The organism is Mesorhizobium sp. M0998, from assembly GCF_040318885.1.
GTDB lineage: Bacteria > Pseudomonadota > Alphaproteobacteria > Rhizobiales > Rhizobiaceae > Mesorhizobium.
Genome location: NZ_JAMYND010000035.1, coordinates 1 through 25,359, shown reverse-complemented (window position 1 = coordinate 25,359; position 25,359 = coordinate 1). Strand labels below are relative to the sequence as shown.

Annotated in this window: 33 protein-coding genes; 9 read left to right on the top strand and 24 right to left on the bottom strand. The window is 62.0% G+C overall.

What is annotated here, in order from left to right:
- The first annotated feature begins 123 nt into the window (after positions 1–123).
- Positions 124–399 carry a hypothetical protein gene (locus NKH59_RS26105; RefSeq protein WP_352541122.1) on the top strand — a complete coding sequence of 92 codons (276 nt, stop codon included), beginning with the start codon at positions 124–126 and terminating at the stop codon, positions 397–399.
- 14 nt (positions 400–413) lie between these two features.
- On the opposite strand, the gene NKH59_RS26100 is transcribed toward NKH59_RS26105, so the two are convergent.
- From NKH59_RS26100 to NKH59_RS26075, 6 genes are all read right to left on the bottom strand, one after another.
- The gene (locus NKH59_RS26100) at positions 414–713 is read right to left on the bottom strand and encodes a hypothetical protein (RefSeq protein WP_352503641.1); all 300 of its coding nucleotides are present in this window, start codon (positions 711–713) and stop codon (positions 414–416) included.
- Positions 714–884: 171 nt separating this feature from the next.
- Positions 885–1,208, bottom strand: coding sequence for a hypothetical protein (locus NKH59_RS26095; protein WP_036245970.1), 324 nt, complete (start codon positions 1,206–1,208; stop codon positions 885–887).
- A complete protein-coding gene (locus NKH59_RS26090) occupies positions 1,208–1,411 on the bottom strand; it encodes a hypothetical protein (RefSeq protein WP_352541123.1) in 204 nt (67 codons plus the stop codon). Before NKH59_RS26090 ends, NKH59_RS26095 begins: the two co-directional genes overlap by 1 nt.
- Complete coding sequence (locus NKH59_RS26085; RefSeq protein WP_352503640.1) at positions 1,396–1,665, bottom strand: hypothetical protein; 270 nt, start codon at positions 1,663–1,665, stop codon at positions 1,396–1,398. The genes NKH59_RS26090 and NKH59_RS26085 overlap by 16 nt, the downstream gene beginning before the upstream one ends.
- On the bottom strand, positions 1,665–1,877 hold the full coding sequence (locus tag NKH59_RS26080; RefSeq protein WP_352503639.1) for a hypothetical protein: 213 nt from the start codon (positions 1,875–1,877) through the stop codon (positions 1,665–1,667). The genes NKH59_RS26085 and NKH59_RS26080 overlap by 1 nt, the downstream gene beginning before the upstream one ends.
- A 1-nt stretch (position 1,878) precedes the next feature.
- On the bottom strand, positions 1,879–2,721 hold the full coding sequence (locus NKH59_RS26075; protein ID WP_353023476.1) for an N-acetylmuramidase family protein: 843 nt from the start codon (positions 2,719–2,721) through the stop codon (positions 1,879–1,881).
- A 152-nt stretch (positions 2,722–2,873) separates the two neighbouring features.
- Here NKH59_RS26075 and NKH59_RS26070 point away from each other — a divergent pair, with 152 nt between their 5' ends.
- The 5 genes from NKH59_RS26070 (at position 2,874) to NKH59_RS26050 (ending at position 5,061) form a co-directional block, all read left to right on the top strand.
- Positions 2,874–3,059 carry a hypothetical protein gene (locus tag NKH59_RS26070; protein WP_352474196.1) on the top strand — a complete coding sequence of 62 codons (186 nt, stop codon included), beginning with the start codon at positions 2,874–2,876 and terminating at the stop codon, positions 3,057–3,059.
- A gap of 133 nt (positions 3,060–3,192) precedes the next feature.
- Positions 3,193–3,375 carry a hypothetical protein gene (locus NKH59_RS26065; protein WP_352491000.1) on the top strand — a complete coding sequence of 61 codons (183 nt, stop codon included), beginning with the start codon at positions 3,193–3,195 and terminating at the stop codon, positions 3,373–3,375.
- Positions 3,376–3,553: 178 nt separating this feature from the next.
- Entirely contained in the window at positions 3,554–3,721 is a 168-nt protein-coding gene (locus NKH59_RS26060; RefSeq protein WP_023675755.1) for a hypothetical protein, read from the top strand.
- Positions 3,722–3,874: 153 nt separating this feature from the next.
- Complete coding sequence (locus NKH59_RS26055; protein WP_352452704.1) at positions 3,875–4,048, top strand: hypothetical protein; 174 nt, start codon at positions 3,875–3,877, stop codon at positions 4,046–4,048.
- Positions 4,049–4,314: 266 nt separating this feature from the next.
- Entirely contained in the window at positions 4,315–5,061 is a 747-nt protein-coding gene (locus NKH59_RS26050; protein WP_352474245.1) for a hypothetical protein, read from the top strand.
- Positions 5,062–5,089: 28 nt separating this feature from the next.
- Here NKH59_RS26050 and NKH59_RS26045 read toward each other — a convergent pair whose 3' ends face one another.
- The 14 genes from NKH59_RS26045 to NKH59_RS25980 all read right to left on the bottom strand — a co-directional run bounded on the left by NKH59_RS26045 (position 5,090) and on the right by NKH59_RS25980 (position 20,433).
- On the bottom strand, positions 5,090–5,674 hold the full coding sequence (locus NKH59_RS26045) for an acyltransferase (protein WP_352458146.1): 585 nt from the start codon (positions 5,672–5,674) through the stop codon (positions 5,090–5,092).
- 33 nt (positions 5,675–5,707) lie between these two features.
- A complete protein-coding gene (locus NKH59_RS26040; protein WP_353023474.1) occupies positions 5,708–8,449 on the bottom strand; it encodes an SGNH/GDSL hydrolase family protein in 2,742 nt (913 codons plus the stop codon).
- Positions 8,450–8,605: 156 nt separating this feature from the next.
- Positions 8,606–8,956, bottom strand: a complete 351-nt coding sequence (locus NKH59_RS26035) for a hypothetical protein (RefSeq protein ID WP_352541126.1) — start codon at positions 8,954–8,956, stop codon at positions 8,606–8,608.
- Between the two features lie 671 nt (positions 8,957–9,627).
- Complete coding sequence (locus tag NKH59_RS26030) at positions 9,628–9,837, bottom strand: hypothetical protein (protein WP_352541127.1); 210 nt, start codon at positions 9,835–9,837, stop codon at positions 9,628–9,630.
- Between the two features lie 93 nt (positions 9,838–9,930).
- The gene (locus NKH59_RS26025) at positions 9,931–12,552 is read right to left on the bottom strand and encodes a hypothetical protein (protein WP_353023472.1); all 2,622 of its coding nucleotides are present in this window, start codon (positions 12,550–12,552) and stop codon (positions 9,931–9,933) included.
- On the bottom strand, positions 12,552–13,043 hold the full coding sequence (locus NKH59_RS26020; RefSeq protein WP_352541129.1) for a hypothetical protein: 492 nt from the start codon (positions 13,041–13,043) through the stop codon (positions 12,552–12,554). Before NKH59_RS26020 ends, NKH59_RS26025 begins: the two co-directional genes overlap by 1 nt.
- Before the next feature lie 2 nt (positions 13,044–13,045).
- Entirely contained in the window at positions 13,046–13,645 is a 600-nt protein-coding gene (locus tag NKH59_RS26015; RefSeq protein ID WP_353023470.1) for a hypothetical protein, read from the bottom strand.
- A gap of 275 nt (positions 13,646–13,920) precedes the next feature.
- Complete coding sequence (locus NKH59_RS26010) at positions 13,921–14,061, bottom strand: hypothetical protein (RefSeq protein ID WP_352541131.1); 141 nt, start codon at positions 14,059–14,061, stop codon at positions 13,921–13,923.
- On the bottom strand, positions 14,015–16,378 hold the full coding sequence (locus tag NKH59_RS26005; protein WP_352541132.1) for a phage tail protein: 2,364 nt from the start codon (positions 16,376–16,378) through the stop codon (positions 14,015–14,017). The genes NKH59_RS26010 and NKH59_RS26005 overlap by 47 nt, the downstream gene beginning before the upstream one ends.
- Entirely contained in the window at positions 16,375–16,977 is a 603-nt protein-coding gene (locus NKH59_RS26000) for a phage connector family protein (RefSeq protein ID WP_352541133.1), read from the bottom strand. Before NKH59_RS26000 ends, NKH59_RS26005 begins: the two co-directional genes overlap by 4 nt.
- A 289-nt stretch (positions 16,978–17,266) precedes the next feature.
- The gene (locus NKH59_RS25995; RefSeq protein WP_352472067.1) at positions 17,267–17,512 is read right to left on the bottom strand and encodes a hypothetical protein; all 246 of its coding nucleotides are present in this window, start codon (positions 17,510–17,512) and stop codon (positions 17,267–17,269) included.
- 209 nt (positions 17,513–17,721) lie between these two features.
- Entirely contained in the window at positions 17,722–18,711 is a 990-nt protein-coding gene (locus NKH59_RS25990; RefSeq protein WP_352541134.1) for a Coat protein, read from the bottom strand.
- Between the two features lie 23 nt (positions 18,712–18,734).
- On the bottom strand, positions 18,735–19,643 hold the full coding sequence (locus tag NKH59_RS25985; RefSeq protein ID WP_352541135.1) for a hypothetical protein: 909 nt from the start codon (positions 19,641–19,643) through the stop codon (positions 18,735–18,737).
- 217 nt (positions 19,644–19,860) lie between these two features.
- Positions 19,861–20,433 (bottom strand): hypothetical protein, encoded by a 573-nt coding sequence (locus tag NKH59_RS25980; RefSeq protein ID WP_352541136.1) that lies wholly within the window; start codon positions 20,431–20,433, stop codon positions 19,861–19,863.
- A 107-nt stretch (positions 20,434–20,540) separates the two neighbouring features.
- Here NKH59_RS25980 and NKH59_RS25975 point away from each other — a divergent pair, with 107 nt between their 5' ends.
- The 3 genes from NKH59_RS25975 to NKH59_RS25965 all read left to right on the top strand — a co-directional run bounded on the left by NKH59_RS25975 (position 20,541) and on the right by NKH59_RS25965 (position 21,648).
- Positions 20,541–20,729 carry a type II toxin-antitoxin system HicA family toxin gene (locus NKH59_RS25975; RefSeq protein ID WP_352541137.1) on the top strand — a complete coding sequence of 63 codons (189 nt, stop codon included), beginning with the start codon at positions 20,541–20,543 and terminating at the stop codon, positions 20,727–20,729.
- A gap of 4 nt (positions 20,730–20,733) precedes the next feature.
- Complete coding sequence (locus NKH59_RS25970; protein ID WP_352541138.1) at positions 20,734–21,135, top strand: type II toxin-antitoxin system HicB family antitoxin; 402 nt, start codon at positions 20,734–20,736, stop codon at positions 21,133–21,135.
- 195 nt (positions 21,136–21,330) lie between these two features.
- Positions 21,331–21,648 (top strand): YMGG-like glycine zipper-containing protein, encoded by a 318-nt coding sequence (locus tag NKH59_RS25965; protein WP_352453776.1) that lies wholly within the window; start codon positions 21,331–21,333, stop codon positions 21,646–21,648.
- 732 nt (positions 21,649–22,380) lie between these two features.
- Here the strand turns inward: NKH59_RS25965 and NKH59_RS25960 are convergent.
- Genes NKH59_RS25960 through NKH59_RS25945 form a run of 4 tightly spaced genes read right to left on the bottom strand, consistent with a single transcriptional unit; the run spans position 22,381 to position 25,201 of the window.
- Positions 22,381–22,863, bottom strand: a complete 483-nt coding sequence (locus NKH59_RS25960) for a hypothetical protein (protein WP_352541139.1) — start codon at positions 22,861–22,863, stop codon at positions 22,381–22,383.
- Positions 22,823–23,104, bottom strand: coding sequence for a hypothetical protein (locus tag NKH59_RS25955; protein ID WP_352541140.1), 282 nt, complete (start codon positions 23,102–23,104; stop codon positions 22,823–22,825). Before NKH59_RS25955 ends, NKH59_RS25960 begins: the two co-directional genes overlap by 41 nt.
- 37 nt (positions 23,105–23,141) lie before the next feature.
- A complete protein-coding gene (locus NKH59_RS25950; RefSeq protein WP_352541141.1) occupies positions 23,142–23,462 on the bottom strand; it encodes a Bbp19 family protein in 321 nt (106 codons plus the stop codon).
- The gene (locus NKH59_RS25945) at positions 23,459–25,201 is read right to left on the bottom strand and encodes a portal protein (RefSeq protein ID WP_352541142.1); all 1,743 of its coding nucleotides are present in this window, start codon (positions 25,199–25,201) and stop codon (positions 23,459–23,461) included. Before NKH59_RS25945 ends, NKH59_RS25950 begins: the two co-directional genes overlap by 4 nt.
- Between the last annotated feature and the right edge of the window lie 158 nt (positions 25,202–25,359).

Here is a 25,359-nt window from a genome sequence, read left to right as displayed (position 1 = left end):
CGGCGCGATTGGTTCCGTCGTGCGGCAACGCGCGCGGACCGCGGCGGCCCGGAACCGGCCGCCAGACTTATGAGTTCAACCACAGAGCCAATTCAGGGCCGCTGACATTATGGAGAACCGGCGATGGAACCGCGCAGCAAAGAACGAACCGACGACGAGACGGAGAGCCCGACGATCGAGCAGCAGGACTGGGATGCCATCCGGAGCGGGAGAATCCTCCCTGACGGCGTGCCGCAAAACGGCGATATTCGCTATGACGTCGAGAAGAGCGGCGAACTGCCGGAGGAGGACGACGATAACGCTTACCAGGACAGCGACGAGGCCTTGCCGGACGATACCGATGAACGTGTCATTTCGCGCGATCTTGCAAGCGAAGGTGGCCCTTTCGACGAGGAATGAGCCGCCGCCTGCTTTCAATTCGGGAGGTCGAAGAGCGGCTCCTGGCAGCGATAGACCAGACATTGACCGTCGAGCGTCTTGATATACGCGGCGCGCGGCACCTGCGGCCAGTCGCATTCATTGCCGAATTGGCGGACGTAACGGTCGTAGGTGTTCTGGCCGGTGGTGAGCACGACAGAGCGATGCCTCTGGATCAGAAGCTGCGTCTGTTCGCATGTCATCGCGCGGCTGTCCGGCCGCGCGTAGGCCGTCGCGGCAAACAGAAGTGCCCCGGCTGTCAGGACTGCCGCTTGTGTCTGGACCTTGGCAAGCATGACACCATCTCCCATGCCTAACGCGCATCTTGGTCGGGCAGCGCCGGATCGAGCCGCCCTGTCGCGAAAGAAAGATCGTACAGAATGCGAGCAAAAATGCAAAAAGCCCGCCGCACCTTTCGGCGCGGCGGGCTCCAACTGAACGTCACTATTTCGGCGGGCTTGGGCGGCTTATTCCTCCTTCACCGGCCCGAACCGGCGCACGATAACCTCGAAGACGATGTCCGAGATCCACATCGCCGAGACGCCGATGAGGAACGCCGCGGCCAGCGTCGTGGTGTCGTCGTCCGGAGAAGGAATGGGCAGGCCGGCGGCGCGGAAATAATGCACGACCGGCAGCGTCAGATAAGCCGCCGCCAGCGCGCCGCAGATCGGCGAGGCCACCATTTCGCGGACCTTGTAGCGGTGGCGCGACAAGGCCCGCAAAATGCCGCCGGACAGGCCGGCGACCAACACCGGCGCCTTGATGCCCAGGACGTCGAGTAATTCGTGCATCATGGCGTCCACCCGCACCATCTGGCGCCCTGCCCGTTGAACGCGTTCATCTCGTCGAGCTCTGGCCGGGTCATGGCGGCGATCACGGCCGCCGATGGCCGGCGCGGCTGGTTGTGGTCGCACCAGACCTGGCGCGGATTGCCGGCCGGTGCGGTTGTCGCGCAGCCGGCGAGCACCACGCAGAGGATCAGCGCTTTGCCCATTTCTCAGCCTCCGCTCTTGCTGCCGCATCGGCCATGCCGGCGGCCTTGCGCTCTTCGGCGGCGGCCTCGCGCCTCATTTCCAGGCGATCCTCGGCGGCCGCGACTTTTGCCTCGGCCTGTTTGACCGCCTCCTTCTTTGCCCGGTTGATGCCGCCGGCAACGTAAAGGCCGATGCCGCCCGCCACGGCAGCGAATACCGTCATGACGACCCTGTTGCCGATGATGGCGCTGAGAATGCTGAGAAGCGCTGCCATCACAAGTCCTCCGCGCGGCGGCGGCGCAGGAACTCGGTCAAAACGCCGTTGATCACAAGAAACCAGGGGAACCATTCCCCCGGGATAATCGGCGAAAGGACCTGCGGGTCGACATAGGTGACGATAGTCGCGATGACGCCGATGGCCGCCTGAAGCCGCGCCCAGAATATTGTCTCGCTGTCGCGGAAAAAGCTCTTGATCCGGGTCCACATGTCATTTCCTTCCGAATAGCTTGAGGATGGCTGATAATTTGAGGATGGCGGCGATCAGCGCTGCCCAGAGGCCGGGCCTGGCGGCAGCCACGGCAGCCACGGGAGGCACGGGAGGCACGGGAGGCACGGGAGGCACGGGAGGCACAGAGGGTATAGCGGTCGCTTGGGGAACGGCAATTGGCTTCGCGGGCTCTGGCGGGACTGTGGGGACGACCGCCGACGACACCGGACCGGCAGACGGCCAGGGCGTGTCCTTGATGCGCGACCATTTGCGATAGGCCTCGGCAAGCCTGGTATCGTAGGCGTTCTTGCGATAGCCGGCGCCGTTGTAGCCCTTGGCGAATCCCGACCAGTCATGATTGCGCAGATTGTCGTCGAGCCGCTTCTCGACGATGAAATCGATCGCCGCGCCGAGCTGCAGCGCCTCGTCCGCCATCATCGCCTCGGCCATCGCCTGCACGGTAAGGAAGCCTGCCGCCATGAAATTCTCGCCGAGAACCTGGCCCAAGCCCCATGAGGCCGATTTGAGCGCCGCGGTTTCGTCGATCGCACAAGCTGCCCTGAGCCGTGGGTAGCTATCCCTGGGATAGGGCTTTGCGCCCCACTTCGGATAAGCGAGGCCGGCGGCTACCGCTTGTGCCCGCTTGGCACCCGACAGGTTGCGGTAGAAGACGTGCGGTTCGAACAGGATGACCGGCCGGCCAACGGCGTCGAAGCCATGCCCGCTCGTCTCGACATCGAGGAACGCGTGCATCTCGTCCTCGCCGACGCCGATCCGGGCACCGAGTTTCGGCAAGTCTATATCATCGAGGCGCCTGGCGGCGCCCCTGAACGTCATGTCCATGGGCAGTCCTTTCCGCCCTCGCGGGCAAGGTTTTGAGGTTGAAAAAGCAGATGCGCGGCGGCAAAGCAGAATTTGGCGGCAGCCCGCGCCGATGTGGCAAGGAAGGTTGATGTTTTCGACCCGCCGTGTGAAATGGCCGCGGGATGGTGCACATGTCTGATGATGAACAAACCGCTGCGGCACGCTGGTCGGTGAAGTCCGAGCTCCGCGCCGTCGCTCGCGACAAGCCGTTGCTCGCGGTGCTGGCGGCGATCCTCTGTCTCTATTGTGCGTTTATCGCCGGACCGATCGTCTATGCGGTGCTGGCCATCAACGGCATTGCGGATTTCTTCAAATGAAGCCGGTTCCGGCGATATCGCTGCGGTCCGGCGCGCTGCGTTTTCGGCCCCGAAATTGCTTGGCCTGGATGAAATTGCCTAGCCGGGATGAAACTGTTCCCGTCTATCGTTCGTAGCTTTAGCGGGAGGACACGTGACGATAAGAATCAGGCTTCCGGGCGGCACCTTGAAGATCAAGAAAAGGAGCGAGCTGCGGCGCCGCGAGCAGAACCGCGAGGTGCCGGTTTGGCAGGTCGGCAATTACTTCGTCATCTGGTGGCCGAGCGGCGTGTCCGATCGCCCATCCTCGCCCAGAAAATCCTCGCCCAGGAAATAGCCCGCGCACCCGACGATCCCGACTGGCACTGGCGCCCCCGTGCGGGATCGGGAACCGCCGCGTGCGCCCAAACCTCAAGACCGCTCGACTAGTCCCAGAAATAGTCAGCGGGCAGGCATTGACTCTTCCGCAGCGGAAGGTCTCTGATGCTGCATTGCACAATGGGGTGGCGGAATCGATGGCGGTGCGTATCAGGATGCCTGGCGGCACACTGAAGGTGAAGGTGTACCGCGAATTGCGCGACCGCGAACGCGCCCGCCGCATACCCGTCGTCAAGATCGGCCGGATCTATTTCACCTGGTGGTCGAACCGCCAGCGCCTGATTGATGATCAGTCGCCAGGATGAAGCTCCTTCGGCCGGCCCTGCCCGCCTGGCACCGCGAAGCCTCCGCAGCTCGCAAAATAAGTTGATGATCCTGCTGTTGACTCTTCCGCAACGGAAGGTCTCTACTTACCGCATTGCACACAATTGCTGCGTTGCACAACGGGAGTTGAACCGATGGCAGTGCGTATCAGGTTGCCTGGCGGCACTCTGAAGATGAAGACCTATCGTGAGTTGCGGGCCAGGGAACGCGACCGCCGCGTGCCTGTGATGAAGATGGGCTCGCTGTATTTTGTCTGGTGGTCGAAAAGCCAGGACCCTCACCAGAAGCCGCAGGACAGCAGACGGTAGCCCGCCGGCGCGGTGGGTCTGCGTCGGCGATGAACCCTGACAATTCCGAAATACCGCCCAGTTGTAGGATTTCTGGTCGGCCTGCTGTGCCATTGTTGGTGCGCACAGCATCCCGAGCGGCCCTCGCAGAGCAATTCTTCTGACGTCTTTTCGGCGATTTAAAACGGCGTCCAGACTGGCGGCCGCGGGCGTTTTGCAAGCTTGCAAACCGCCGCCGCTTGTCGCAAATAATTGTCCGCGGGCGGGCGATCAGGAGTCATCCATTGATGAATGTCCAATCGCGCATGCATGCTTTCCTTCGCTCAAGCCCCCTCCGATATTATTTTCACCTCGCAAAGGCTCGCCTTGCCGGGTCTCCGCAATCAGACGAAAGTGTAATCCTGTCGCAGATTGTTGGCCAAAGCCCGAAAACGTTCTTGGAATTTGGTTTCCATCCGACGGAGTACAACTGCATTGGGCTTAGTGAATTCAGGGGTCTGCTCGTCGACGGCGACGCAACGACCGTGCGGTTGGCGCGCTCGCTGCTTCCAAAGCGGATTGAAGTGCGCCAGAGCTTCATTGATCTCAACAACATCGAAAGTCTCGCCACGCATTTCCCGCAACTTGGAGTGCTTTCCGTCGATGTCGATGGAAACGACTACTGGTTTCTGCAAGCCTTGCTGCCAGTGCGCCCGGCCGTCATTGTCGCGGAGTACAATGCCAGCTTCGGGCTCAACCCCGTCACCGTGCCATACGATCCGTCGTTCGATAGGGCCGCAAAGCACGAAAGCGGTTGGTATCACGGCGCCTCGATCACCGCTCTGACGCAGCTCTGCAATAGTCACGGCTACAAACTCGTCGCTGTCTCGGCGGCTGGCGGCAACCTGTTCTTCTTGCCGCAGACTGTGGCCTTGCCCGGACTAGAGCCTGTGGAGGCGTACCGCGAGAGTGCACTTCGCAACGGCTGGTCAGGAACCACGGCGAAGGAGCAATGGGAGCGGATCAAGCACATGCCCTTCGTGACAGTGAGCTAACCGTGTGATGAGCATTAACCCAAAGGCATCATTTCACGACCCGGTCAGGCCGCACCAGGGCGTCAGCAGGGACGTCGGTTCGCACTATGGAACCGGCGGAGATAATCGCCCGATCGCCGATCGTGACACCCTTCATGATCATGGCACTGTTCCCAATCCAGACATCGTCTCCAATCACGATCGGAGCGGAGCGGATGCCAGGGTCGACTCTAGGATGGCCCCGCTTGAAGATGGCTTGCATCTGCGCGAAGCGCTTCTTCGGGTCCATAGGATGCGAGTTGGTGTCGTGGATCGCCACACCCCATGAGACGTGTACCCGCTTTCCGATCTTGATCCCCACCGGGTCTGACGACCAAATCGTCGAGCTTGGGCCAAGATAGAACCAATCATCAATCTTGATCCGACCCTCGTGGGCAAAGACCTGCAAATGCCCATCCAAATGGCTGTCCGCGCCGATTGAGACGCGAGACCGGTCGCCGTGGATATTAAAGATCTCTGCCCCGGCGCCGAACTTCGTGCGCGGCCCGATGACGGCATTCTCCCTAGCGGCGCCCGTGGCGATCCACGACCAAAAGCGGCGGCGAAGAGTGAGAACGGTGGAGAAGACGCGCATTCGCGAACATCTGCCACACAGGACCATTCCAGTCTAGGCTCCGAAGAAGCCCCGGCGCGACAGACATCGGAGTTCCTCAGCGTCGAAAGTTCCGTGACGCAGACTGCCCGCAGCATTCGGATGGAGCTCATCGCCCATGTAAAGCAACGAGGTCAGGTAGCCGATGCCACTCTCACCACCTACGTCGATTAACGGTATGGACAGCAGCTTCGCCACTTCGCGCTCGGCGTTGAAGAACTGGTCCATGGTGTTGCCCTGGCCATTCACCCGACCTATCCGGTGCGTCGCGTGTCCAGGGCCGCCGCTGTAGGTGCCAATCATGACGATCTTGGCGTTCGGCGCACGCGCTCGGATGGCGGCGCACGCCGCCCACAGCGAACCATAGTGAGTGGCGTAGGTCGTGTCGCCGAGAGCGCCCAGGGGCGTCTCCTGCGCGCCAAAGGCGTTCGGGCCCGGCTCCAGGATTACCAACTCCGCGTCGACCGGAATGTTGGTGATCGCATTGGACATTCCGTAGCTCGGATAGGCGGTGGTGCTCAGCCCCAAGGCCGAGCCACTGACGGCTAGATTGGTAGGGACCATACCGGTCAGACCGGCGAGGACGGGAACGTAGTAGGCTCCGGCCGAAATACTAGAGCCGATCAGCGTCAATTTCTTACCAACCAGGGCGGCCGAGCCGTCGTCATATGGATCGCCGCCGATGTTGGCCGGATCCGACAGTAGACCAAGATACAGAGCGCCATTGGCGACTGCCGTCACGCCGGCGCTTTTGGTCCAGGCCGAGTTGGAGAGGTTTTCCGAAGACGAGAAGACATTCGGCCCACCATTGATGCTTAGAGCCGACCTTTGGACATAGAATCCAGACACACCATCGCCGACATACGGGTGACCGCCAGCAGACGGGAAAATACGCTGTTGCCAGTTCGTCGCGGCCGTGGCCGTTGCCGTCTTCGTGACCGTGCATTCGTACCAGCCGTTGCCAAGAGCGACGATGCTCGCGCCCGTGCCGGTCGCAGTCCCGGTGTCGAGATTGAAGGTGCAGTCGAAGATGACGGCGTTGTTGGAGTAGAGATTGAGACGATTGCGTTCGGCCTTTTTGGCGGTGACTTTCCAGACGATATTGTCGCCATTGACCACGGACCTGCCCTGATAAACGGAAGGATTGCCAGAGCCGACCATTTCGACAAGCTTCGACGCCGTCATTCGGCCTCTGACGGTCACGTCGAGGCCATCGACAAGCGGAGGCAGGGAGATCAGCACCGGTTCATAAGGGCTGACCGTGGTGGTAACCGTCACGTTCTGCTTCGTGAAGGCGGCGTTGGCGGGGTCGCTGCTCGGGAACAGGTTAGCCGGCAGGCCCTGCTTGCGCAGCACGATACTGCGAATGTACATACCGCTGGTTCCATCGCCGGTGAACGGAAAAACGCCAGCAGCCGACATGCGTGCCTGCACATTGTTCGTAATATTTGCCGCAGCCAGGACGACAGCCTTGCACTCGTACCAGCCGGAGCCAATATCCGTGATGGCAGCGCTGACGAGGTTCGCGCCAGAACTGCTTGAGACGATACCCTCCTCAAGATTGAAGTTGGCTGTATAGGCCGCACCAGCCCCCGCGTGAATAAGCTGCAGAATGCTTCGCTCTCCAGCTTTGGCAATGGCAATGTGCTCGATCGTGTCGCCCGACACAAAAGAGTAGGATCGATATACAGATGGGCTGACTGATCCGGCCGCCTCAGTTAGCCTGGCGGTCGGAACGCTAAGGCCTTCGATCATTGCAAGGCTATCGACGCTCGAAAGGAGAGCAGCCGTTGCCGCGCGAACGCTCGTATCGGCCGCCACAGGCCCGGCCGTGACATTGTACAGCCCAAGCACACCAGTCGAAACTTCCGTCCAGAAATACTCGCCGACATCGACATTCCTGCCCAGCACCGCCGCTGCGGCGGCGCCGGCGAGCCCTGCCGACGCCGCAAAACTGAACGTCGGCGCCACTGTGTAGGAGCCCGGCGCCGTGATCAGTATCTGCGTCAGCGCGCCGCCCGCCACGACGAAGCGGCCGGCAGCGCCCGAACCGGTCCCGCCGGTAAACGCCAGGTCGAACGTGCCGTTGGCGCCGCCGGAGCCTGGCGTGATCGCACCGTTGCCGGCGACGCCGAAGCCGATTGCCGCCGCAGTCGTCGGGAAAATGCCCTTGCCGTAGAGCGAAGCGTCGCGTGCAGCCTGAGCGCTGATGACGGCGGCCGCGGCGGCGACGGCATCGGAATTGGTGGCAGCCCGGTCGGCTGTGGTTTGTCCGGCATTCGCGGCGGAAGCGGCAGCACTGGCGGTTGCCTGGCCGGCGCTGGCAGCGGCAGCATCCTTCAAGGCCTGGGTTTCATCGCGCAGCGCTTCGACCTCTTCGACCACATCGGCGATGTCGGGCGGAACGGATGCGGCGATGGTGATGGCATCGGCGCCGATGGCCGGCTCGTCGGCCGTGAACTCGAACACGCGGTCGGCGTTGACCGACCCGACCTGGGTGTGAACGGTCGTGCCCTTCTGCAGGGTGCGCGTAGAACGGGCGTCGGCGGCGCGGAACCAGTCGCCTTCGCTCGCCGTGTAGATGCCGTTCTGCGTCGGGTCGGCCTGGTCCTTGACCAGCACGCGGTCGCCGATTTCGGCCGGCACGCCGTCGATGGCCTGCAGGCCGTGCAGGAGGATGTCGGCCGTGGTTGCGAGGCGCACGGGTTCGCGTTCGCCGGTCAGGAGACGAACGGCGGCAGTTGCAGGTCGGGACATGAGGGCTTGCTCCATAAAAAAAGCCCCGCATAAGCGAGGCTGGAAGGGGGTTCGGTGCTGTCGGTGGGAGACTTAAGCTACGCGGCCGGACACCGCGCTATCCGGCGCAGCCGGCGATTTACATTTTCCGGACGGAGAGCGGCAACGCGGTCGAGACTACAGCAGCCCGCCAATGAGCCTTCTTGTGCCCCTCATGGCCGCCAGCCCGCAGGCCATGCCGGCGCAGTCGGCGACCCAGTCGAGGATATCCATATCGCGCGCGATCAGCTGCACGCCCTGAAGCAGCTCGATCGCCGCGCCGGTAATGGCAAGGAGCACGACCAGCCTCGTCTTGTGTTCCGGCCAGCCGAGGCTTCCAAGCGCCGCCAGCACCGCGAACGCCGCGGCGTGGTTGAGCTTGTCGTGCTGGAAGGTGAAGCCCATGTCCAACTCCTGCAGGAAGCGCACCGGCGAAAGCGCGAGCAGGAGGACGCCGGCCAAGGTGAGCAGAAAAACGATCCTTGCCATGGTCGAAAAAGAGTCCGTGCGCAACAGGTCAATCCTTCATCTGAAACAGGAGGCGATCCAGGAGGCACCGCCAAACTGACCGCTCGGCGGTTAGCAGGCCATAAGCCAGGATCGTGACCACAATCAGACCGCCGGCACGTTGCCATCGCCGGCGGGGCGTACTCACCGGTGATCGCGCCAGCACTGATCTGGTCGAGCCGTGCATCACTTTGGGAGCAACGGAAGCACGTTCTCGTCAAGAAACTTCAGACGGCTGCCCAACATTTCGGCGTAGGCAGGGGTCGCCGGCACGTTGACGGGGATAATGTCCGCGACCGACTTTCCCTCTCGCGCGGCTTCGACCCACTCTTCCATGGCGCCTATCTAACCGTCCAGGGCAACATGGGGTGGACGCTGTCTAGATTCGGAGCGGCGTCATTCATGTTGTTCGCCTTCTGCTTTTGCCATCTTCTATTAGCCCAGCGCGCATAATCTCCAGCATCGCTGTGACGCTGTATATGATCGGCCCTGGTAGGGGTAGTATGTTTTGATACATGATCTGCCCCACCGTCGTCTCATCTCGAACATTAGCCTATAATCCTTGCGCACGCCAAAACCGTCGTGACTCGTCTATGCGTTCACTTCCAACCGGACCAAAGCGGAAGTAAACTCCGCTACCATTCAGAATGTGTTTAGGTGATTTTGTCGCGCTTCCATGGCGAAGACTTTGTATCGCGCCACGCACGCCAGCCTAACGGCAAATCCGCCAACTGTGCAACAGTTCCATCAAGCTCGACCACCTCGACCAAGGCCACTAAAATTAGGTCATCTTGATCAACTTCAGCTTCATTTCCGTAGAATTGCCACGACTCATTATCGTCGCCGTCATCATCATGTGACACATACGCAATCCAGCCGCCCCCCTAAATATCTTCCGAGTCGAAATAACGGCTGTGTTTTTTGGGTTTTCGAACTTCCATTCGGTCATATGTCACCTATTTATTCGATTTTTCTATATTCTCAAACCCAGCCGTAAGACGAAGATTTTTATGGCTATTTGATCCTGACGATTTTGTCTTGTCAGCGGGATTAACCGGATCTATGTGATCGATATGAGCTTCATTTTTTGGAGGAGTTACGCCTCTTTTGCTTTTCTTTGCTGGAATTATTTCTATACCACTCTCATCCGATCTAAAAATTCCATCATTCACCATTTTATTTTCCTCGAAAATAGCTATCCTCTGCTTCTTTGTTGGATCCTTGCCGGACGCAACGTTGGGAGGATCTTCCAAATGCGTATAGGGCCTCCTTATTTCTCGGGCCTTGCCGGTCGAGATCGGAATCTCTTCTGCATTGACAGAAACCGGGGGAGCCCCACTATCCAGTACGATATCAGGTTTAGCATTCGCAGAACGCCCGGCAAGCCTTGCCAACACCTGGCTGCCAACTGCACTGAGCCCTTCGGCAAGGACATTGCCGCCCGCCCCCCAAAGCGCGCCGTTGGCAATTCCCCAGGGGACGCTCTGTCCTGTGTTGAAGGCGTATGCCCCGCCATAAGTGCCACCCGCCACACCCCCGACGCCAGTTCGGGCAGCAAGACCGATCAAGCCGTTCTCTGCCGCCGCGCCAACGCTTGCCCGGCCCAGCAAACCGAACAAACTCTCCGCCAGGCCATATCCGCTTAAGCCGGTGCCGAGGGCTTCCGCCGCCCAACCGGCCGAACCGGCCCGGTCCTCGGCGTCCTCGGTCTTGGCCTGTTCATCTTCGAGGAGGTTCTGGTAGTTTCCTCCGGACCAAGCGGAGTCCAGCCCGGCGGAGATCGCATCCGCACCGCCGGCGGCCGCGCCCTTAGCCGTGAGGCGGCCGACATCCGAGAACGCCAAGCCGAATTGCTGTAGCCACGGCATGGTGCTGTACTGGGCTTGGGCCGGATGTTCCCCGATCCACGCCAGCCCGTTCTTGAGCACTGCAACCTGGGCTTCCAACGACTCTGGCGCGACGTTCGGATCTTGGGCGGCCTCGGCTCGCCACTGGGCTTCCGCCGCCACAGAAATCTGTTGGGTTGTCGCCTTGCGGGCATCAGGATCGCGAACCGCCAGGACGATCGAACTCAATTTGGCAAGGCGCTTTTCGAACGGCACACCTTGGTCGATGTATTTCGCCGCCTGCTGGCCAGCTACGGCCCAGGGCATTGGCAGTATTCGGTCGAAGCCCAACTCCTGCTGAGCAGCGACGGCCCAGGTGACGGCAGCCTTATAATCCTCAGGAGCTGTGATCTTATCCCAGTCCGGAGCATGGTTCGGGAACAGTTGGCCGACGTAACCGGCGGGATCGGCGCGCCTGGCACCCAGCACCAATTGCGCGGCGCCGGCCCTTATCTCATATTGCTCCCGCTCTTCCGGCGAGCCGTAGGGGCCGGGTTCAAAATCCCGAATCTGGGCGTGTATCGCCTGGTTCGGGACGGGTCGCATGTCGAAAACCGCGCGGCCGATATCAGCCGTTATGTCGAAGGCTTGGAGACGCTTGCCGCCATCTTCGGCGCCGTACACGGCAGTGAAGTCTTCGGCACCCGGTGTCTTGCCAGAATAGCTGCCGGTATTGGCAATGGCAGCCGGCGCGTTCTGCAAGGCGATGTCGATGTTCGTGCGCGCATCGACCAGGCTTGCCACAGTCGCTACCTGCGCCTTCTGGCCGAGATCCTGAACCGTGTCCGGCGACAAGTCGGCAATCCAGGGTCCTGCGGCAGCCCAAGCCGTATTTCCGACGGGCCCCACGGAACCCGTGCGGATAGGTGTTTCGTCGGACGGAAGGCCACCTACGGGCGCTTCGCGCGTCGCCAGCACGCTGGACCCACTCGCCCGAGGTCCGCCCACAGCTTCGATGGTATCGTCCTTAGTCCTGCCGTCCGTTGAGACCGCCCCAGCCCCCAGCACCTCCGCAGCACCTTTCGGGTCCTTGGCGATCATCGCCTGGACGAGTGCCTTTGCCGTGTTGCTGCGCCAGGCGACCTCGGCGGCCTGGCGGGCCACCGGGTTGCCCATCTTGCCGATCAGGTCGAGCCCGCTCTGCCTGATCGCCTCGAACGTGCCGCTATCGTCCGGGTCGCCCTGCGCGATGGCGCTTGTGTAGCCGTCCTCGACCTTGCTCCACTCGGCCTGCTCATAGTTCTGGCGCCGCGCGTGCTGCTGCGCGGCCATGCGCGCCGAGCCGGCCAGCCGCAATGCCTGCTTTTGGGCGAGGAAATTGGCGCGTTCGCCCTCCGGCACTTTCGCTACGGTGTCGTCGAAGATCTGGTCGAACAGGCCGGGCCTGACGACGCCGTCGCTGCGCGGATCGAGCTGGCCATACATGAAGTCGTGCAGGCCGCCCCCGTCGGCCGGCGCGGGCGGCACCGCCACGGCCTCGGCGTGGGCGATGCGTGCGTTCAGCTCGCGGCCGATAATGTCGGCGTCGAACGCGTCCTGCTGCTGCTTCTGTTGCTTGAAGCGCTCGGCAATCGCCGAGAGCTCGTCGCCAAAGCCTTGCATGGCGGCGCCCACCGGCGAGCCGTCGGGATAGGAGGCCACAGTGCCGGTATCGAGGCGGCGCTGGGCAAGCTGGAGCGGGATGGTGGCCATCAGTAGAGGCCTCCGCCCGGCGCCGGCGGGAAGGCGCTTCTGCCGAACGTCACCGCCTTGGCCGGGTCGTAGAGGCCGGAGATGCCCGACACGAGGTTGCCGCCGGCCTTGAAGATCGAGGCGCCGACCGCCTGCCTGCCGGAAAAGCGCGCAATCGCCGCCTGCGTGGCGAGACCGTTCTGGCGCAGCTGCGAGCCGTACTGGATCGCCTTGAGGTCGAGCTGGCCCTGCCTTGCATTGGCCGCCATCACCTCGGTCGGCGAACCAGAAATAGCGACGCCCGAAGCGCCGGCCTGGGCACGCGCCTGCGCCTGCAGCAGATCCTGCTTGTGGCGCTCCTGGCCCTGCTCGAAGGCCGAGCTTTGAGCGTCGGCCCGCGCCTGCTGTTCATAGGCTTTGGCCTGGTAGTCGGCCATCTGCCTGGACTGCTGGCCTTCCGCCAGCGCGCCGCCGGCCGAAAGCGCCGTACCGATAAGAGCTAGTGTGCACATGGTCAGCCTCGTTCGCTGGCGGGAATGAATTTGCTTTTGATGCCGTCGACCGGCGCACCGATCGAAGGCCGCCGGTCGAGCACGCCGCCCGGGCTGAGGAAGGACAAAAGCAGCCGGTCGGCCTGGATCGCCGGGCGGCTGAGACGCGATGGCGCGGCGGCGCGCGGGCCGGCCATGGCAGTGCGCCGGATGGTGGTCAGGTTGACTCTGACCCCGGCAGCGCCGTCGGCATTGAACAGGCCGTTGGCAGCGATGATGGCGCGGCTCAAGGCATCGGCCGCGAACAGCTCCTGGCGCAGCTGTTCGATCAGCCAGTGGATCGTGCGCCAGCGCTCGCCGAGCGCCTCGGCGTTTGTCCTGACCGCGTCGCCCGGCGCGGGCGTGGCGGCGACGGCTTCGGCGGGGGGTTCGTCCAGGGGGGCGCCAATGCGGCGCTCGTCCGCGTCCTCGATGGTTTTCTCGATCAGCGCGATTTCAGCGTTGCAGTCGTCCAATGCGGCACGCGCCGCCGTCAAATTGCCGGCGCCGAAGATCGCGTCAAACTTTTCCGTTTCCAGCTCGCCCTTGCGGGCGATCGCATCGTTGAGGTCGGTGTCGAGCAAGGCGCGGATGGCAGCGAAATCGGCAGCCGTCCGCGCCTTGCCGAGTTGCTCGGCATGGGTTGGGGTCACGGGTGGGTTCCTTGGTTGGGGAAGCGATGGAAGACGGAGCGGGTGATCTCCCCCCTCGAGGGGGAGATGGCCGGTAGGCCAGAGGGGGTCGTCTCGCGTGTAGCTCCAACCCCCTCAGTTTGCGATAGGAGGCCGCGTCAGGACGTGCCGACCCCCTCTGTCGCCTTCGGCGACATCTCCCCCTCGAGGGGGGAGATCAGCAGTTTCTAAGGCTCGGCGTCGAACACCGGTGTCATCGCCCTGATCGTGCAGGGCGTTGGATTGACGTGGCGGATCTTCACCCGCCCCTGCCCTTCCCAGCTATCGTCGATCGGCACCTCGACATTGCCGGTGAACAATTTCGCCATGCCGTCGGGTGCAACCACGGACGGAATGCGAACCTGCTCCCAGCGGCCGCGGATGAACGACTGGACCTGAAGCCCGGTTGTGTCGGTTTCCAGCAGCGAAAGAATGAGCTTGGCCACCTTCTTGCGCCGCCCGACGATCGATCCGTCGCGGCCGCCGACATCGAGCTCCAGCGTGTTGGCTTCGGACTGGTAGCCGAGCCCGACCTGCCATTTGGCTGCCGTAGCCCCCACCGGGCAGCGAGACCGCGCCAGCGGCCACAGCAAGGCCCTTGTAGACCTTGCCATCGGCCAGGACGTCGGCTGTTTCGCCGTTGAGATGATCAAGCCCCGAGACCGTGCCCACAGCGACGCCGCCATAGGTCAGGCCGCAGTCGACTTCGAATGCATCGCCGATCCCGCCATACTCAAACGGCGCGGTCTTGATTTCGATATAGCGCCTGGTCACGCCGCCGATCGTGCGCTTGACGATCAGCCAGAGATCGTCGTTGCCGTCCTGGCCGGGCGTCACCACGGCGCTTTCGACAACGGCCCAGTTCGATCCTGCGAAGCTTCCGGCGATCTGGTGGATGTGCATGCCGCGAACGTCCTGCGACGGCTGGTGCGTGTAGCCGCCGAGTTCGCCATCCCCGAGCGGGAACCAGAGCAGCGGATCGGGGTCGGTCTGGAAGGCGAGTTCGACGACGCCTTTCTTGGGAATGTGCTCCGATATCTGACCGACATCGTCGGAGGTGAAGCGGCCGGTGGCGTTTTGCGTCAGCTCGGCGATCGATTTGCGGGAGCGGGTGACATAGAGGAACGACTGCCCCGCATCGACGGGACGCAGCGGGGCACAACCGAAAGTCCGGGACCGGCGGTTCTTGAACGAGGACGGCGTCAGCGCCTCGTCGATGCCGGAACCCGACAGCGCCCTCACCCCGCCAAGCGTTCCGATGATCAGCGCACCGTCCGATTCCGCCACCCACGTAATGTCGTTGGCCTGGCCGCCACCTGCCTGCACGAATTCCAGCGCGTCGGTGTCTTTCTCACCGGTGGCGAAGTTGTCGAAATCGCCGGTTTGCGAGGCATAGACCGAGAATTTTCGGCTGAACGCCAGACGCTCCTCGTAAAGCGAACCGCTCTGGACATACTTGCCGGGCACGAACGTGCCGAGACGCCAGCGGATGATCGGGCTGAGATCGGGCAGAGCATGCCCGTACAACTGGACCGTGACCACCGTCGTGCTGGTTCGGGCAACGACCTTGGCCCAGCGCCAGAAGCCATCCGCGCCAAGCAGACGAATGGCGCGGCCGATATCGCTGGTCTGGAAGCCGATGCCGTCGTTGATGCCGACGATCGAGGAGGCCGAGAGATCAAATGGCGTTTGCGACGGCGCGTATTCGTGCAGGGCCAGTTCGGCGATAGCGGTTCCGTCGCTGCCGCCACCTGAAAACAGCAGCTGATAATATTCGTAGGCAACCGTGTTGTTGAAGCCGTCGAAGAAACGGGTTTCCGACTTGGACCAGCCGGTCTCTCCGTCCCGGCTGTCGAGCGTCGTCCAGTCGGTGCCGTTGTGCGAGGCCTGGAATTGCCACTGGGTCGGCGATGCAGTGTCTGAGTGATCATTCGTGGCGGTAATCCAGTAGGCGTCGACCGTCTTGGCCCCGCCGCCGCCGAACTGGTAGCGCAGATACCCGCTCGGAAAGCCCGCTATGTTCTCCCCCTTCTGCTTGTCGCCATCGAACACCTGCCACACGTCGGATGAGCCGTTGCTGTTGCTGACCGTGCCGCTTGGCAGCGTATTCGCGACCATGACCGGCATGGCGTTGCCGGTTGCGGCCGGCGTTAGCGTCGTGGCCGTGGTGTTGATCTTGTCGTATGGGCCGTCGAGAAAGACGAAATCGGCGAGCGTCCAGGTCGTGTGCGCAGTGCGCGTCAGCACTTTGACCGGATGATCCTTGTGGGTGATCCACATCTGGTCTGCCGACTGGACGAATTGCAGGTCGAACAGATCGGCCTCGGGATAAGGCGAAACGACTTCGACCGTGCCGACACGCGCGCCATAGGCATAGACGCGGATGTAGAGATCGCCGAATTCGAGCGCATAGGCCTGATCGGCCGAGAAGATGAACGGGATCAGCCGTGTCGCCTTTGATGAGTCCCTCACCTCCGCGCAAAAATAGGTGCCGCCACGCTTCCTGATACCGCCATGCGGCAGCGTGACGAAGTTCGTGCATTTCGACAGCGCCGCCCGGTAGAGCTCGAGCGAGGCGCGAGCATGCAAGCGGGGAGAAATCTCGCCGCGGATGAAAGCATCCTGGATCGGATAGAGCGTGGTCATCGGCCGACGCCCCGGCTGTCGCCGCGCTGGAAAGCCCAGGACGTCGTGGAAAATCTGCCGCCGCGCTGGATGGCATTGGCCGAGTAGGCGGCGTCCAGCGCCCTGTCATAGGCGCTGCGTGCGACGTCGATCATGCTGGCCTTGTGGGTCAACGGATGCGCGATCTTGATGGCGAGCGCCGCCACCAGCACTTCGGTGAACAGCGCGTCCCAGTCGTTGGGGTCGGTCAGGTTGGCGACATAGCGGATGATGCGCGGCCCGGCCTGATCGGAATAGACCAACCCGGCCTCCTGCCGCCATGAGAGCGGCACGCCATCCGGCTCGCCATTATGGGTCAGCGGCAAGGGCCGCAGGCAATCGGCGGGAAGCTCATAGGCGAAGTTCAGCGTGCCAGCGCCGCTGCCGGTGTCGAAGCCGGCGACCGAGGCCGCCAGGATGGCGAAGACAAAGGCATGCTTGGTCAATTCGGCCTCGCGGGTCAGGTCAAAATGCAGATTGAGCAGGCGCGCCGCCTTGGCATCCTGGTCGAGGCTGTCGATCGGCGCCTCGTCGAGCACGGCGAGCGCCATGTTGGCGATGTCGAGCGGGGTGATGGCCATGGCTCAGCCCTCTGTCTGTATGGTTGGTCGGAGAAAACGGGGCATGGTGCCTCCACGGCAAAAAGCCGCTTCGAAGCGGCTGGGGATTTTTTGTGATTTTGGCTTGGGCGGAACGTTGCACGTCTCGTGCACGGGGGCCGTCACGACGCCACCCGCCCGTCATGAAACGGCGTGGCAGACGCTTCGTCAGCCGTCTTTTTCCCATTCGAGCAAGGAAGACGGCAATGCTTCGGCTATTGCAGTTTCACGACACCGCCGCGCAACGCGGCGATGTCTTGCATGAATTGTGTCAGCCGATGCGTGCGCCGGTCGAGATCCCTGTTTCAGCTGACGTGGCAAAGACGCTTGCTTTCACCCTTCCGGCACCTCCCGCCAAAGCCAAGCCCCTGTCCAGGGCATCCTGAAGACTTGGCGTGTAGTAGGCGGTGTCTTCCAGGCCGCTGAAGAAGTTTATGCGATGAACTTCCCCCTTCTTACTCATGACAATGCCCGCTTTTCGGAGCACTTCCTGAACTGTTTTGTACTTCATGTTCATGGTGACCTCCCTTACCAAGACAAGGCAGCATCGCCCTTTCTTGTAACTGTTTGGTGCCGTCGATTGGCCAAAGGGCAACATGAATGTTGTAGCGAACGCCAAAATTCACATCACTCCGACGCAGCGCAGCGGGTGAACTTGCGGGTCGCCACGGTGGCCGACCTGGTGTCCCGAAGGGGCGGACGTCTGACGCCCGCCCCTTCGCCCGATCAGGCCTCGGTCGTCTTCAGCGCGATGAACGTCATGTGCTTGACGCTCGACGCCGTGCGGTCCCAGTTTGCCGCCAGTGCCAGCTCGGCATCGGTGGCGAATTCGCCGGCCGAGGACGCATCGAGGAAGCGGGTGCCCGGCACATGCGGCACGAAATGCCGGCGGCCGACCATTTCGGTGACACCACCGCCATGGCCCTGCCGCGGCTTGCGGTCGAACTCGAGCGGCCCGCCTTCGGTGTTGACCGGCAGCTCGTTCCAAAGGATCGCCTGGTCCTTGAACATGAACGCCGTGTAGACGCCGCCGGCAACCGGAATGTCGTCATCGACGACGGCCCTGAGCCCCATGTAATAGGGGATCAGCGGCCCGCCCTGCTCGGACGACGGCACATAGTCGATGAGGTCGGCGAGCTTCAGCGCCTTCATCTGTTTCGAATGCATCCAGATCGTCTTGAACTTGTCGGCGCGGTCGCCCATCAGATAGGCGGCCTCGATGATGTCGGTGTCGACGATGGAGGCGCCGGTGACGCGCACCAGGTCACTGCCGTCATTGGCGATGTTGTCGGCCAGCACGCCTTTCAGTATGCCCAGCAGCGTCAGCTTGTTGGCGCGCTGCCAGCAGTCGGTCTGGCGGCGCACGATAAGCTTCTGCGGATCGTCGCCGGCAAGGATCGAGGTCAGATCCGGGATGCCCCAGGCCTGCGCACGCACATTGCGGGCCGCGACTTCGCGGCGCGCACCGATCTTCTTCATCTCGATCGAGTCGGCCGGGTCGTCATTGACCGGCTCGGACGGATCGTTGCCGAGGTCCTTCCAGCCGGGCATGTCGACGGAACGTCCGCCCAGGCTGAGCTTCGAGGCGATCGACGGGTCGGAAAACAGGATCCCGGCCTGGTAAATCTCCAGCGACTGGACGTGCTCCTCGAACGAGTATTGCGCATAGACGGACGGAACGATCGCGTCCGCGATACGGGTATAGGCGTCTGCCATTTTTGTCTTCCTTCAGGTTTGGGTTAAAGAGGATTGTTGGGCATCCACAGGTCGGGATTTTCGCCGGCCTGGCGTGCCAGCCGCCGGGCGCGGGCGGGGTCGCTTTTGACGAGCGCCGAGATGCCAGTCAGGTTGCGCTCGCCGGCGGCATTGCGCTTGAAGGGATTGCCTCCGCTCAAGGCAGCATTGCCGTCGATCGTGTCTTCGCGGAACATCGCCTCGCCGATGGCGTGGAACGCCTTGGCGATCTGCGGGTCGGTCAAGGCGCCGTCCGGCAGAAGGATACCCTTCGCCTTGTAGGCATTGACCAGTCCGAGCTTTTTCATCGCCCGGTTGGCGACCTCAAGCTTCTGGCGAAAGCCATCGCTGCCGGTCGGTCCCCAATCCCTGACGAGGTCGTCATGCGTCGTCTCGACCGAGCGGGCAAGGGCGATCTGCTGTGCCTTGGCCTGCTCGGCCATGTAGCCGACGAAGCGGTCGTGATAGGCCTGTGCGACCTTCGGGGTAGCACCTGCCTCGACCGCCCAGGCCTTGGACGCATTGGCGAGCTCGTCCGAATAGGCGAAGTTTTCGGGGAGCCCGTCGGGGCGCCGGTACTCGACCTTCTCGGGTGAGGTCAGCGGACGCATCGCCTCGGGCAGCCGGGCATGGAACCTGTCCCAGTCTTCCGCGGCTGCATCGGCTGCCGGAACGCGCAGGCTCTCGCCCTGCTGCCGCTCCAGCTCCGCATAGGAGGCGAAGACCCGATCGAGGCTTTCAGGCTTGGTCCAGCCCTTGGTTTCAGCAAGCTTGCGGTTGCCTTCGGAAAGACCGTCAAACCAGCTTTTGGCCGCAGGCGGGGCGGACCCGTTGTCCCCGTTGGCCGGTGGCCGTGCAAGGTTGCCCGCCGGTGGCGCCGCCACCACGGACCCGGCGTCTGCCAGATCTGTCATGAGAAGATTCCTTTTGTTACAGAATTAAGGCCGGTGATGAGAGCACTGGCGGCGAAGCTTGGTATCTCCCCCCTCGAGGGGGAGATGGCCGGCAGGCCAGAGGGGGTAGCGGCGCGTGGAGCGCCGACCTCATCTGTCGCCGGGCGTCGCGCCCGGTCGAACCGACCCCCTCTGTCGCCTTCGGCGACATCTCCCCCTCAAGGGGGGAGATTAGCGCCTACGCATTATCGCCCCAGTTCTCCCAGAGCAGCGTCATGGTGCCCGTAACGGCAATCGTGCCGTCGGCGTCGATATCGGTGCCGGTCGCAAACGCCAGGTTGAGATAGAGGTCGACCGGCGTCGCGGTGCCGTCGAGCGTCAAGGCTGCGGCAACATCGGCAATCGACGCGCTCGACGGCGCGGCACCGGCGCCATCCAGCGTGCGGCCGGTGGCGCCCAGCACATTGACCATGGTGCCGGCAAGCACCGCGCTCGATGCTGCCGTCGAGCCGAGCGACCAGGTCAGCGCGGCATTGTCGTTGATGGTCGACGCGCGGGTAGTCAGCACGGCGAACTGCAGTCTTGCCGTGCCGCCCCTGATGCGGATCTTGCCATCGAGAAAGTCGAAGAGCTTCTGGCTGGCAAAGCCCTGCGCATCGGTGACCGGCACCGGCATGGCATTGAACGAAAAGACGGTACGGTAGGCGCCGCCCTGTCCGGTCGTCCTGGCTATCAGCCCTGCCCTGGGTGGGGCAAGGCCGGCTTCTCTGGCGGCGGCACGCGAAAGCGTCCGGGCAAGACCTCGGGTCATTTGATTTCTCCATTCTTGCGGGATTGAAAACGGGGTCGGCTGGGCCGCCGCACACAACAGCGGCAAAAGCTCATGGACATTTGGATTTATGTGTATTTATACACAACATGAAGGGCGCCGATGTCATCCACAGGCTGTTGGCGGATGGCTGGTACGAAGTGGCTCGAAAAGGAAGTCACGCCCAGTTCAAGCACAAATCCAAGCCGGGCCAGCTGACAGTTCCGCATCCCAAGCGCGACATCCCGATCGGCACTCTCAAGAGTATTGAAAAACAATCCGGCGTGAAGCTGAGGTAGAGAAATGCGGAACTATATCGGATTGATCCACAAGCAAGCGGACAGCGACTTCGGCGTCTCCTTTCCCGATTTTCCGGGCCTGGTGACAGCCGGCGTCAACCTGGATGATGCCCGTGCCATGGCCGGGGAAGCACTGGCCTTTCATGTCGAGGGGCTGGTCGAGGATGGCGAGGCCATTCCCGAGCCGTCATCCCTGGAGGAAGTGATGTCGGACAAGGACAATCTGAGCGGTGTCGCCATCCTGGTTCCCTTGAAAGCTGAAGCTGCGAAGGTCGTGCGTGTCAACGTCACCATTCCGGAAGATGTCCTCGATCAGATTGACCGATATGCGGAGCGCCACGGCTACAGCCGATCCGGATTTCTGGCCGCTGCGGCGAAAAAGGTAATGCAGATCGAGGCGGCGTAGCGCCCTGGAAGGCGCGACTGGAGATGAAGCTCTTTGGGTCTTGTTCGGTTACTTTCTTTGCGGATCAGGCCGTCAGACAAAAACAACCATGTCTTATTTCGTGAGGCACGGTGCCTATGTTCCGCCGCAAATGCGACCGTACTTGGCAAAATCGGCCCGTGTATTAGTTCATAGGTTTCAAGGGAGTACCAGACGATGACCATGTCCAGAGCCATTGCCGCCATGCTCGTGACCGCCGCATTGGCAGGCTGTGCGCAGACCGAAGCACAGCAGAGAACCAGCACTGGCGCGCTGCTCGGCGCCGGCGCCGGCGCGCTTGCCGGCCAGGCGATCGGCGGCAACACCAAGAGCACGGTCATCGGTGCCGGAGCCGGCGCCCTGCTGGGCGCCGTCGTCGGCAACGCCACCACGCCGCAGCCGCGCAGCGAACAGCTTTGCCGCTATCAGGATCGCACCAGCGGCCGCATCTACACCGCCCCCTGCGACGACCGGTATTATAACGGCGATTATTGATTGGTCCCTTCTCCCCGTTCCATGGGGAGAAAACTCTGAAATGCCGGCTCCGCTCCTCACCAGCCCGCCGGTATCCTCTCCCCGTAGAACGGGGAGAGGGCGCAGCGTCAGCCTCGCGCATCCGTTTCCCCCGATGATTTGGTCCTTCCGCTGATTAGCGGTCAGCGCTATCGTCCAGGGCTACCCACGGGGGCGGGCAATGCGGACTATTGCAACATTGAGGCCGGCGATCCTGCGCCTCATAATCCTTTTGTCGCTTTGCTTGTTTGCAATGGAGCCAGTGAACTCAAAAGATGGCGACGTCTTCATATGTTCAGTAAGCGACTTCCACACATGGTCCGACATACCGTCATCAGATGACTCGGGATTCGTCGCAGCTAACAAGGCCAGGAAATTTGATATCCAAGAATTTGCCGATCACTTCATTGTAACCAGCAAATCGGGCACGTTCAAACCATCGTCAACGAAATACGATATCTTCCGACGAAACGTATATCAGATCGCTGCATTTGACAGCACGACATTTATGCTCGACACCTTCGTTATGAGGACAGCAAATATTGAAGGTCCTCCGACCAAGGCGCGGGTCACGCTACAAACTCCAACATATCTGAACACGTGGTATTTGGACTGCACCTTGCAGAATTGATGCCCGCAGAACCGATGGCTATTCGCGTTCAGGTTTTGCAGTCCATCAGCTAAATCTCTGACGTGCGAAGTCACTAGGATCATTCAATCCTTTTCCGGCTCGTCGAATGAATGAATCCCGGCCGACTCATTGCCGAGGCGCTCAAACACGTCTAGCGCCCGCTCTGAAACAACAAGCGTGTGGTTCGAAGCCATGCCGAAGTCATCATGTCCTGGCTGCCCATGGATCTTTATCCAGACGAAGGTTGGAAGTTCTGTTTCTGGCTGCAGCCGATGAAACAACTCCGAAGCAGTAACCTCGACGTCGGCAAACGTCGCCCCTGAAACTCGCATCTTCAGCAGCTCCAGCTCGGCTTCTTTGGTGACAAGATAACAGGGAAAACTCCTTATCAGGACATCACCTATCCAAACGTCAATCTCGTAGTGAAGTTTGCGCACAATCGGCGGGTGAACGCGGTTATCGAGAACCGTATTTTTGCCAAAATCACCAGCAACAAATGGCTCTACATAATAATAATCCATTTTTTCACCTATATTTTCCGACAGGCGGCACGAAATGATGGCCATATTTCTTATCCATCATTGTAGGATGATCCAGAATCTGCTGCTCCGTTGGATACGGGTACTTTTCATAGAATTTGTCATTTTCGCCCCTAATGATAACAAGATGCAGAATATCGTTTAAATCCTTAGGGATCCCGCGGAGATTTTCTATCGAATTGATCTTTTTCTTCGATAGGAAATTTAGAAGCCTCTTAAGTAATTGCTGCTCAGCCGGATGACGAATTACTACATCCTCGATGTTCACGTCGGGGTTCGCCTGAGCATACGCTTTCCTAAAGCCCCTACGCCTCCAGCCTCGCCGCCTTCTCCAGCGCAGCCAACTGCGCCTCGTCCAGCATCAAAAACCCCATAATATGCTGCACCACTTCGGCCCGCGCGTTGCTCAGCGCGCTGTGCAGCTCGAAGCCGTTCGGCGTCTTGGTCTTGGCCAGCCACTCGCCATAGGACGGGCGGCGGTAATAGCCGGTTGCGGCCGCCAGGTCGGCCAGCACCATTTCGCCGTCCTGGCCCGAGAACACCCTGAGATAGGCCTTGGCCAGGGCATCCCGCGCCTTGGCCGGGCCGCCGGCCTGGCTGGAATGGGCGAAGCGTTTGCCGCTCATGCGCCCTGCCCGCCCGAAGCATCTTGCACAGCCTGCGGCATCAGCCCGCCGAGCCCATCGAGCAGGCCGCTGTCGCGCGCCTGCACTGCCGCCGGCACGGCATCCCTGGCGACCTTGCCCGCGGCAGCCATCGCCGCCATGCCGGCCTGTTCTTGCTGTGCCTTGGCGCGGGCATCGCGGATGCCCGCCACCTCGTCCTGGCGGCGAAAAATGCGCTGCGGGCTGCGGCCGGCGCCCTGCACGATCTTCAGCGCCGCGTCGCCGTCGATATTGTCCATCACGCCGGGATCGAACTGCGCCATCTGCATGGCGGTGGTGACAACCTGGATGGTGTCGCGCGCCTCGGCCGAACGGCGCAGCACGTCGAGCGGGCCGGTGAAGGTCGGCCGCAACGCCTTGCCGGCAAGGCTCGCCGGCGGCAGGAAGCGGCTATCTTCCTCGAAAAGTCCCTTGTCCTCGAGAATGCCCAGCTCGCGGTCGAGATTAGAGGCAAAGCCGGCCTGAATGATCGAGCCGGACGGCCCGAGCAGCGCGCCCTTCTCCTCTTGCCGGATCAAGGCCTCGGTCGCCGTCATCTGCGGGTTCTGCACCAGCGTTTGAAACAGGTTGACGAACATCATGTCGCGGATCTCCTCGGCCCGGCTGTCGGCATAATTGAAGGCATAGGTCGGGTTCTGTCCGGTGGCGATCGGCGCGATCAGCGGCCGGCCGGCATCGTCGATCAGCCCGGGATAGTTCTCGCCGGGATTGAGCACCGGCACATAGTCGAGCCTTGCCTTGGAGGCGGTCGCCGGATCGGTGATCTGCTGCAAGGCGCGCAGGCCGGAGCGCCGCACGGCGTTCTCCTCGCGCACCGTCGTCAGCGCCTCGATGGTCGGCGAGATGCCGTAGGGATCGCCCTCGTAGCGGCGCCAGTTGAAGCATGACACCGGGAACGAGCGAAAACCGCTTTCCCTGACGATCGCCTCCTCGTCCTCGATCACATGATAGGAAGCGAACGCGGTATCGAGATACTGGTAGGAGCCGCTCAGACTGTACATCTTGCGCTCGTCGCGCGGCTGGATGCACTGGATTAGCGAGATCTTGGTCTCGCATTTGGCGGGGTCGTCGACCAGAATCTTGATCCGCGCCGGCAGTCTGTCATAGCCGAGCAGTTGCGCCGCCTGTCTTGCCGTGCGCTCGTAGCGGCGGTGGAAAATATCGACCTGGCCCCAGCGGTTGCGTGAGAGATAGCCTTCGACCACTGGGATCGAGGCATAGCGGATCAGCGTGCCGCCAAAACCTTCCTCGGCATAGAGATAGGCCGGGCCATAGCGCACGACATTGCGCAGGCAGGCCTGCGTTGCCGGCACGAAATTGGAATTGGCGGAGTATCGCAGCGAGAACAGGAAGTCGCGCAGCGCTTCCGCCCATTCCTTCTCCTCGTCGGTTTCTTGGTCGTTGATGGCCGCGGTCGACAGCCCATGCCATTTCTCCGACTGCGGGATGATCAGGCTTTCCAGCCCGGCGGCCAGCCGGTTGGCGGCCGAGTTGATGGTATTGGCGTAGACACGCGCACCGCGCCGCTCCTGCCGCTCGGCCTGCGAATCGACGCCGGCCTGACGGCGGCCACTCCACATGTCGGGCGCGTCGGGATCGCAGAATTCGGACACCGCCTCCCAGACATGCTCGTACTGGCTGCGCTCGCTCTCCAGTTCAGCCTGTCGCGACAGGATATCGCGAGCACGGGAATCGCTCATGGTCAGCCTCGCTTGATGGGTGAATGGGAAAAGAAAGATGGCGGGACGTCGAAACTACCAATCTCCCACTTGAGGGCAGGGCTATCGCATATGAGTGATGGCATTGATGAGATAGTCGTCGTTCCAGGCGCATTTCTTGATGCGATGGCTGATGGGAA

What these genes read in the sequence shown, in the direction of transcription:
- NKH59_RS26105 (WP_352541122.1), top strand. Translation starts at nt 124, where the DNA reads ATGGAACCGCGCAGCAAAGAACGAACCGACGACGAGACGGAGAGCCCG.
- NKH59_RS26100 (WP_352503641.1), bottom strand. Translation starts at nt 713, where the DNA reads ATGCTTGCCAAGGTCCAGACACAAGCGGCAGTCCTGACAGCCGGGGCA.
- NKH59_RS26095 (WP_036245970.1), bottom strand. Translation starts at nt 1,208, where the DNA reads ATGCACGAATTACTCGACGTCCTGGGCATCAAGGCGCCGGTGTTGGTC.
- NKH59_RS26090 (WP_352541123.1), bottom strand. Translation starts at nt 1,411, where the DNA reads ATGGGCAAAGCGCTGATCCTCTGCGTGGTGCTCGCCGGCTGCGCGACA.
- NKH59_RS26085 (WP_352503640.1), bottom strand. Translation starts at nt 1,665, where the DNA reads ATGGCAGCGCTTCTCAGCATTCTCAGCGCCATCATCGGCAACAGGGTC.
- NKH59_RS26080 (WP_352503639.1), bottom strand. Translation starts at nt 1,877, where the DNA reads ATGTGGACCCGGATCAAGAGCTTTTTCCGCGACAGCGAGACAATATTC.
- NKH59_RS26075 (WP_353023476.1), bottom strand. Translation starts at nt 2,721, where the DNA reads ATGGACATGACGTTCAGGGGCGCCGCCAGGCGCCTCGATGATATAGAC.
- NKH59_RS26070 (WP_352474196.1), top strand. Translation starts at nt 2,874, where the DNA reads ATGTCTGATGATGAACAAACCGCTGCGGCACGCTGGTCGGTGAAGTCC.
- NKH59_RS26060 (WP_023675755.1), top strand. Translation starts at nt 3,554, where the DNA reads ATGGCGGTGCGTATCAGGATGCCTGGCGGCACACTGAAGGTGAAGGTG.
- NKH59_RS26055 (WP_352452704.1), top strand. Translation starts at nt 3,875, where the DNA reads ATGGCAGTGCGTATCAGGTTGCCTGGCGGCACTCTGAAGATGAAGACC.
- NKH59_RS26050 (WP_352474245.1), top strand. Translation starts at nt 4,315, where the DNA reads ATGAATGTCCAATCGCGCATGCATGCTTTCCTTCGCTCAAGCCCCCTC.
- NKH59_RS26045 (WP_352458146.1), bottom strand. Translation starts at nt 5,674, where the DNA reads ATGCGCGTCTTCTCCACCGTTCTCACTCTTCGCCGCCGCTTTTGGTCG.
- NKH59_RS26040 (WP_353023474.1), bottom strand. Translation starts at nt 8,449, where the DNA reads ATGTCCCGACCTGCAACTGCCGCCGTTCGTCTCCTGACCGGCGAACGC.
- NKH59_RS26035 (WP_352541126.1), bottom strand. Translation starts at nt 8,956, where the DNA reads ATGGCAAGGATCGTTTTTCTGCTCACCTTGGCCGGCGTCCTCCTGCTC.
- NKH59_RS26025 (WP_353023472.1), bottom strand. Translation starts at nt 12,552, where the DNA reads ATGGCCACCATCCCGCTCCAGCTTGCCCAGCGCCGCCTCGATACCGGC.
- NKH59_RS26020 (WP_352541129.1), bottom strand. Translation starts at nt 13,043, where the DNA reads ATGTGCACACTAGCTCTTATCGGTACGGCGCTTTCGGCCGGCGGCGCG.
- NKH59_RS26010 (WP_352541131.1), bottom strand. Translation starts at nt 14,061, where the DNA reads ATGGCGAAATTGTTCACCGGCAATGTCGAGGTGCCGATCGACGATAGC.
- NKH59_RS26005 (WP_352541132.1), bottom strand. Translation starts at nt 16,378, where the DNA reads ATGACCACGCTCTATCCGATCCAGGATGCTTTCATCCGCGGCGAGATT.
- NKH59_RS26000 (WP_352541133.1), bottom strand. Translation starts at nt 16,977, where the DNA reads ATGGCCATCACCCCGCTCGACATCGCCAACATGGCGCTCGCCGTGCTC.
- NKH59_RS25995 (WP_352472067.1), bottom strand. Translation starts at nt 17,512, where the DNA reads ATGAACATGAAGTACAAAACAGTTCAGGAAGTGCTCCGAAAAGCGGGC.
- NKH59_RS25990 (WP_352541134.1), bottom strand. Translation starts at nt 18,711, where the DNA reads ATGGCAGACGCCTATACCCGTATCGCGGACGCGATCGTTCCGTCCGTC.
- NKH59_RS25985 (WP_352541135.1), bottom strand. Translation starts at nt 19,643, where the DNA reads ATGACAGATCTGGCAGACGCCGGGTCCGTGGTGGCGGCGCCACCGGCG.
- NKH59_RS25980 (WP_352541136.1), bottom strand. Translation starts at nt 20,433, where the DNA reads ATGACCCGAGGTCTTGCCCGGACGCTTTCGCGTGCCGCCGCCAGAGAA.
- NKH59_RS25975 (WP_352541137.1), top strand. Translation starts at nt 20,541, where the DNA reads ATGAAGGGCGCCGATGTCATCCACAGGCTGTTGGCGGATGGCTGGTAC.
- NKH59_RS25970 (WP_352541138.1), top strand. Translation starts at nt 20,734, where the DNA reads ATGCGGAACTATATCGGATTGATCCACAAGCAAGCGGACAGCGACTTC.
- NKH59_RS25965 (WP_352453776.1), top strand. Translation starts at nt 21,331, where the DNA reads ATGACCATGTCCAGAGCCATTGCCGCCATGCTCGTGACCGCCGCATTG.
- NKH59_RS25960 (WP_352541139.1), bottom strand. Translation starts at nt 22,863, where the DNA reads ATGGCCATCATTTCGTGCCGCCTGTCGGAAAATATAGGTGAAAAAATG.
- NKH59_RS25950 (WP_352541141.1), bottom strand. Translation starts at nt 23,462, where the DNA reads ATGAGCGGCAAACGCTTCGCCCATTCCAGCCAGGCCGGCGGCCCGGCC.
- NKH59_RS25945 (WP_352541142.1), bottom strand. Translation starts at nt 25,201, where the DNA reads ATGAGCGATTCCCGTGCTCGCGATATCCTGTCGCGACAGGCTGAACTG.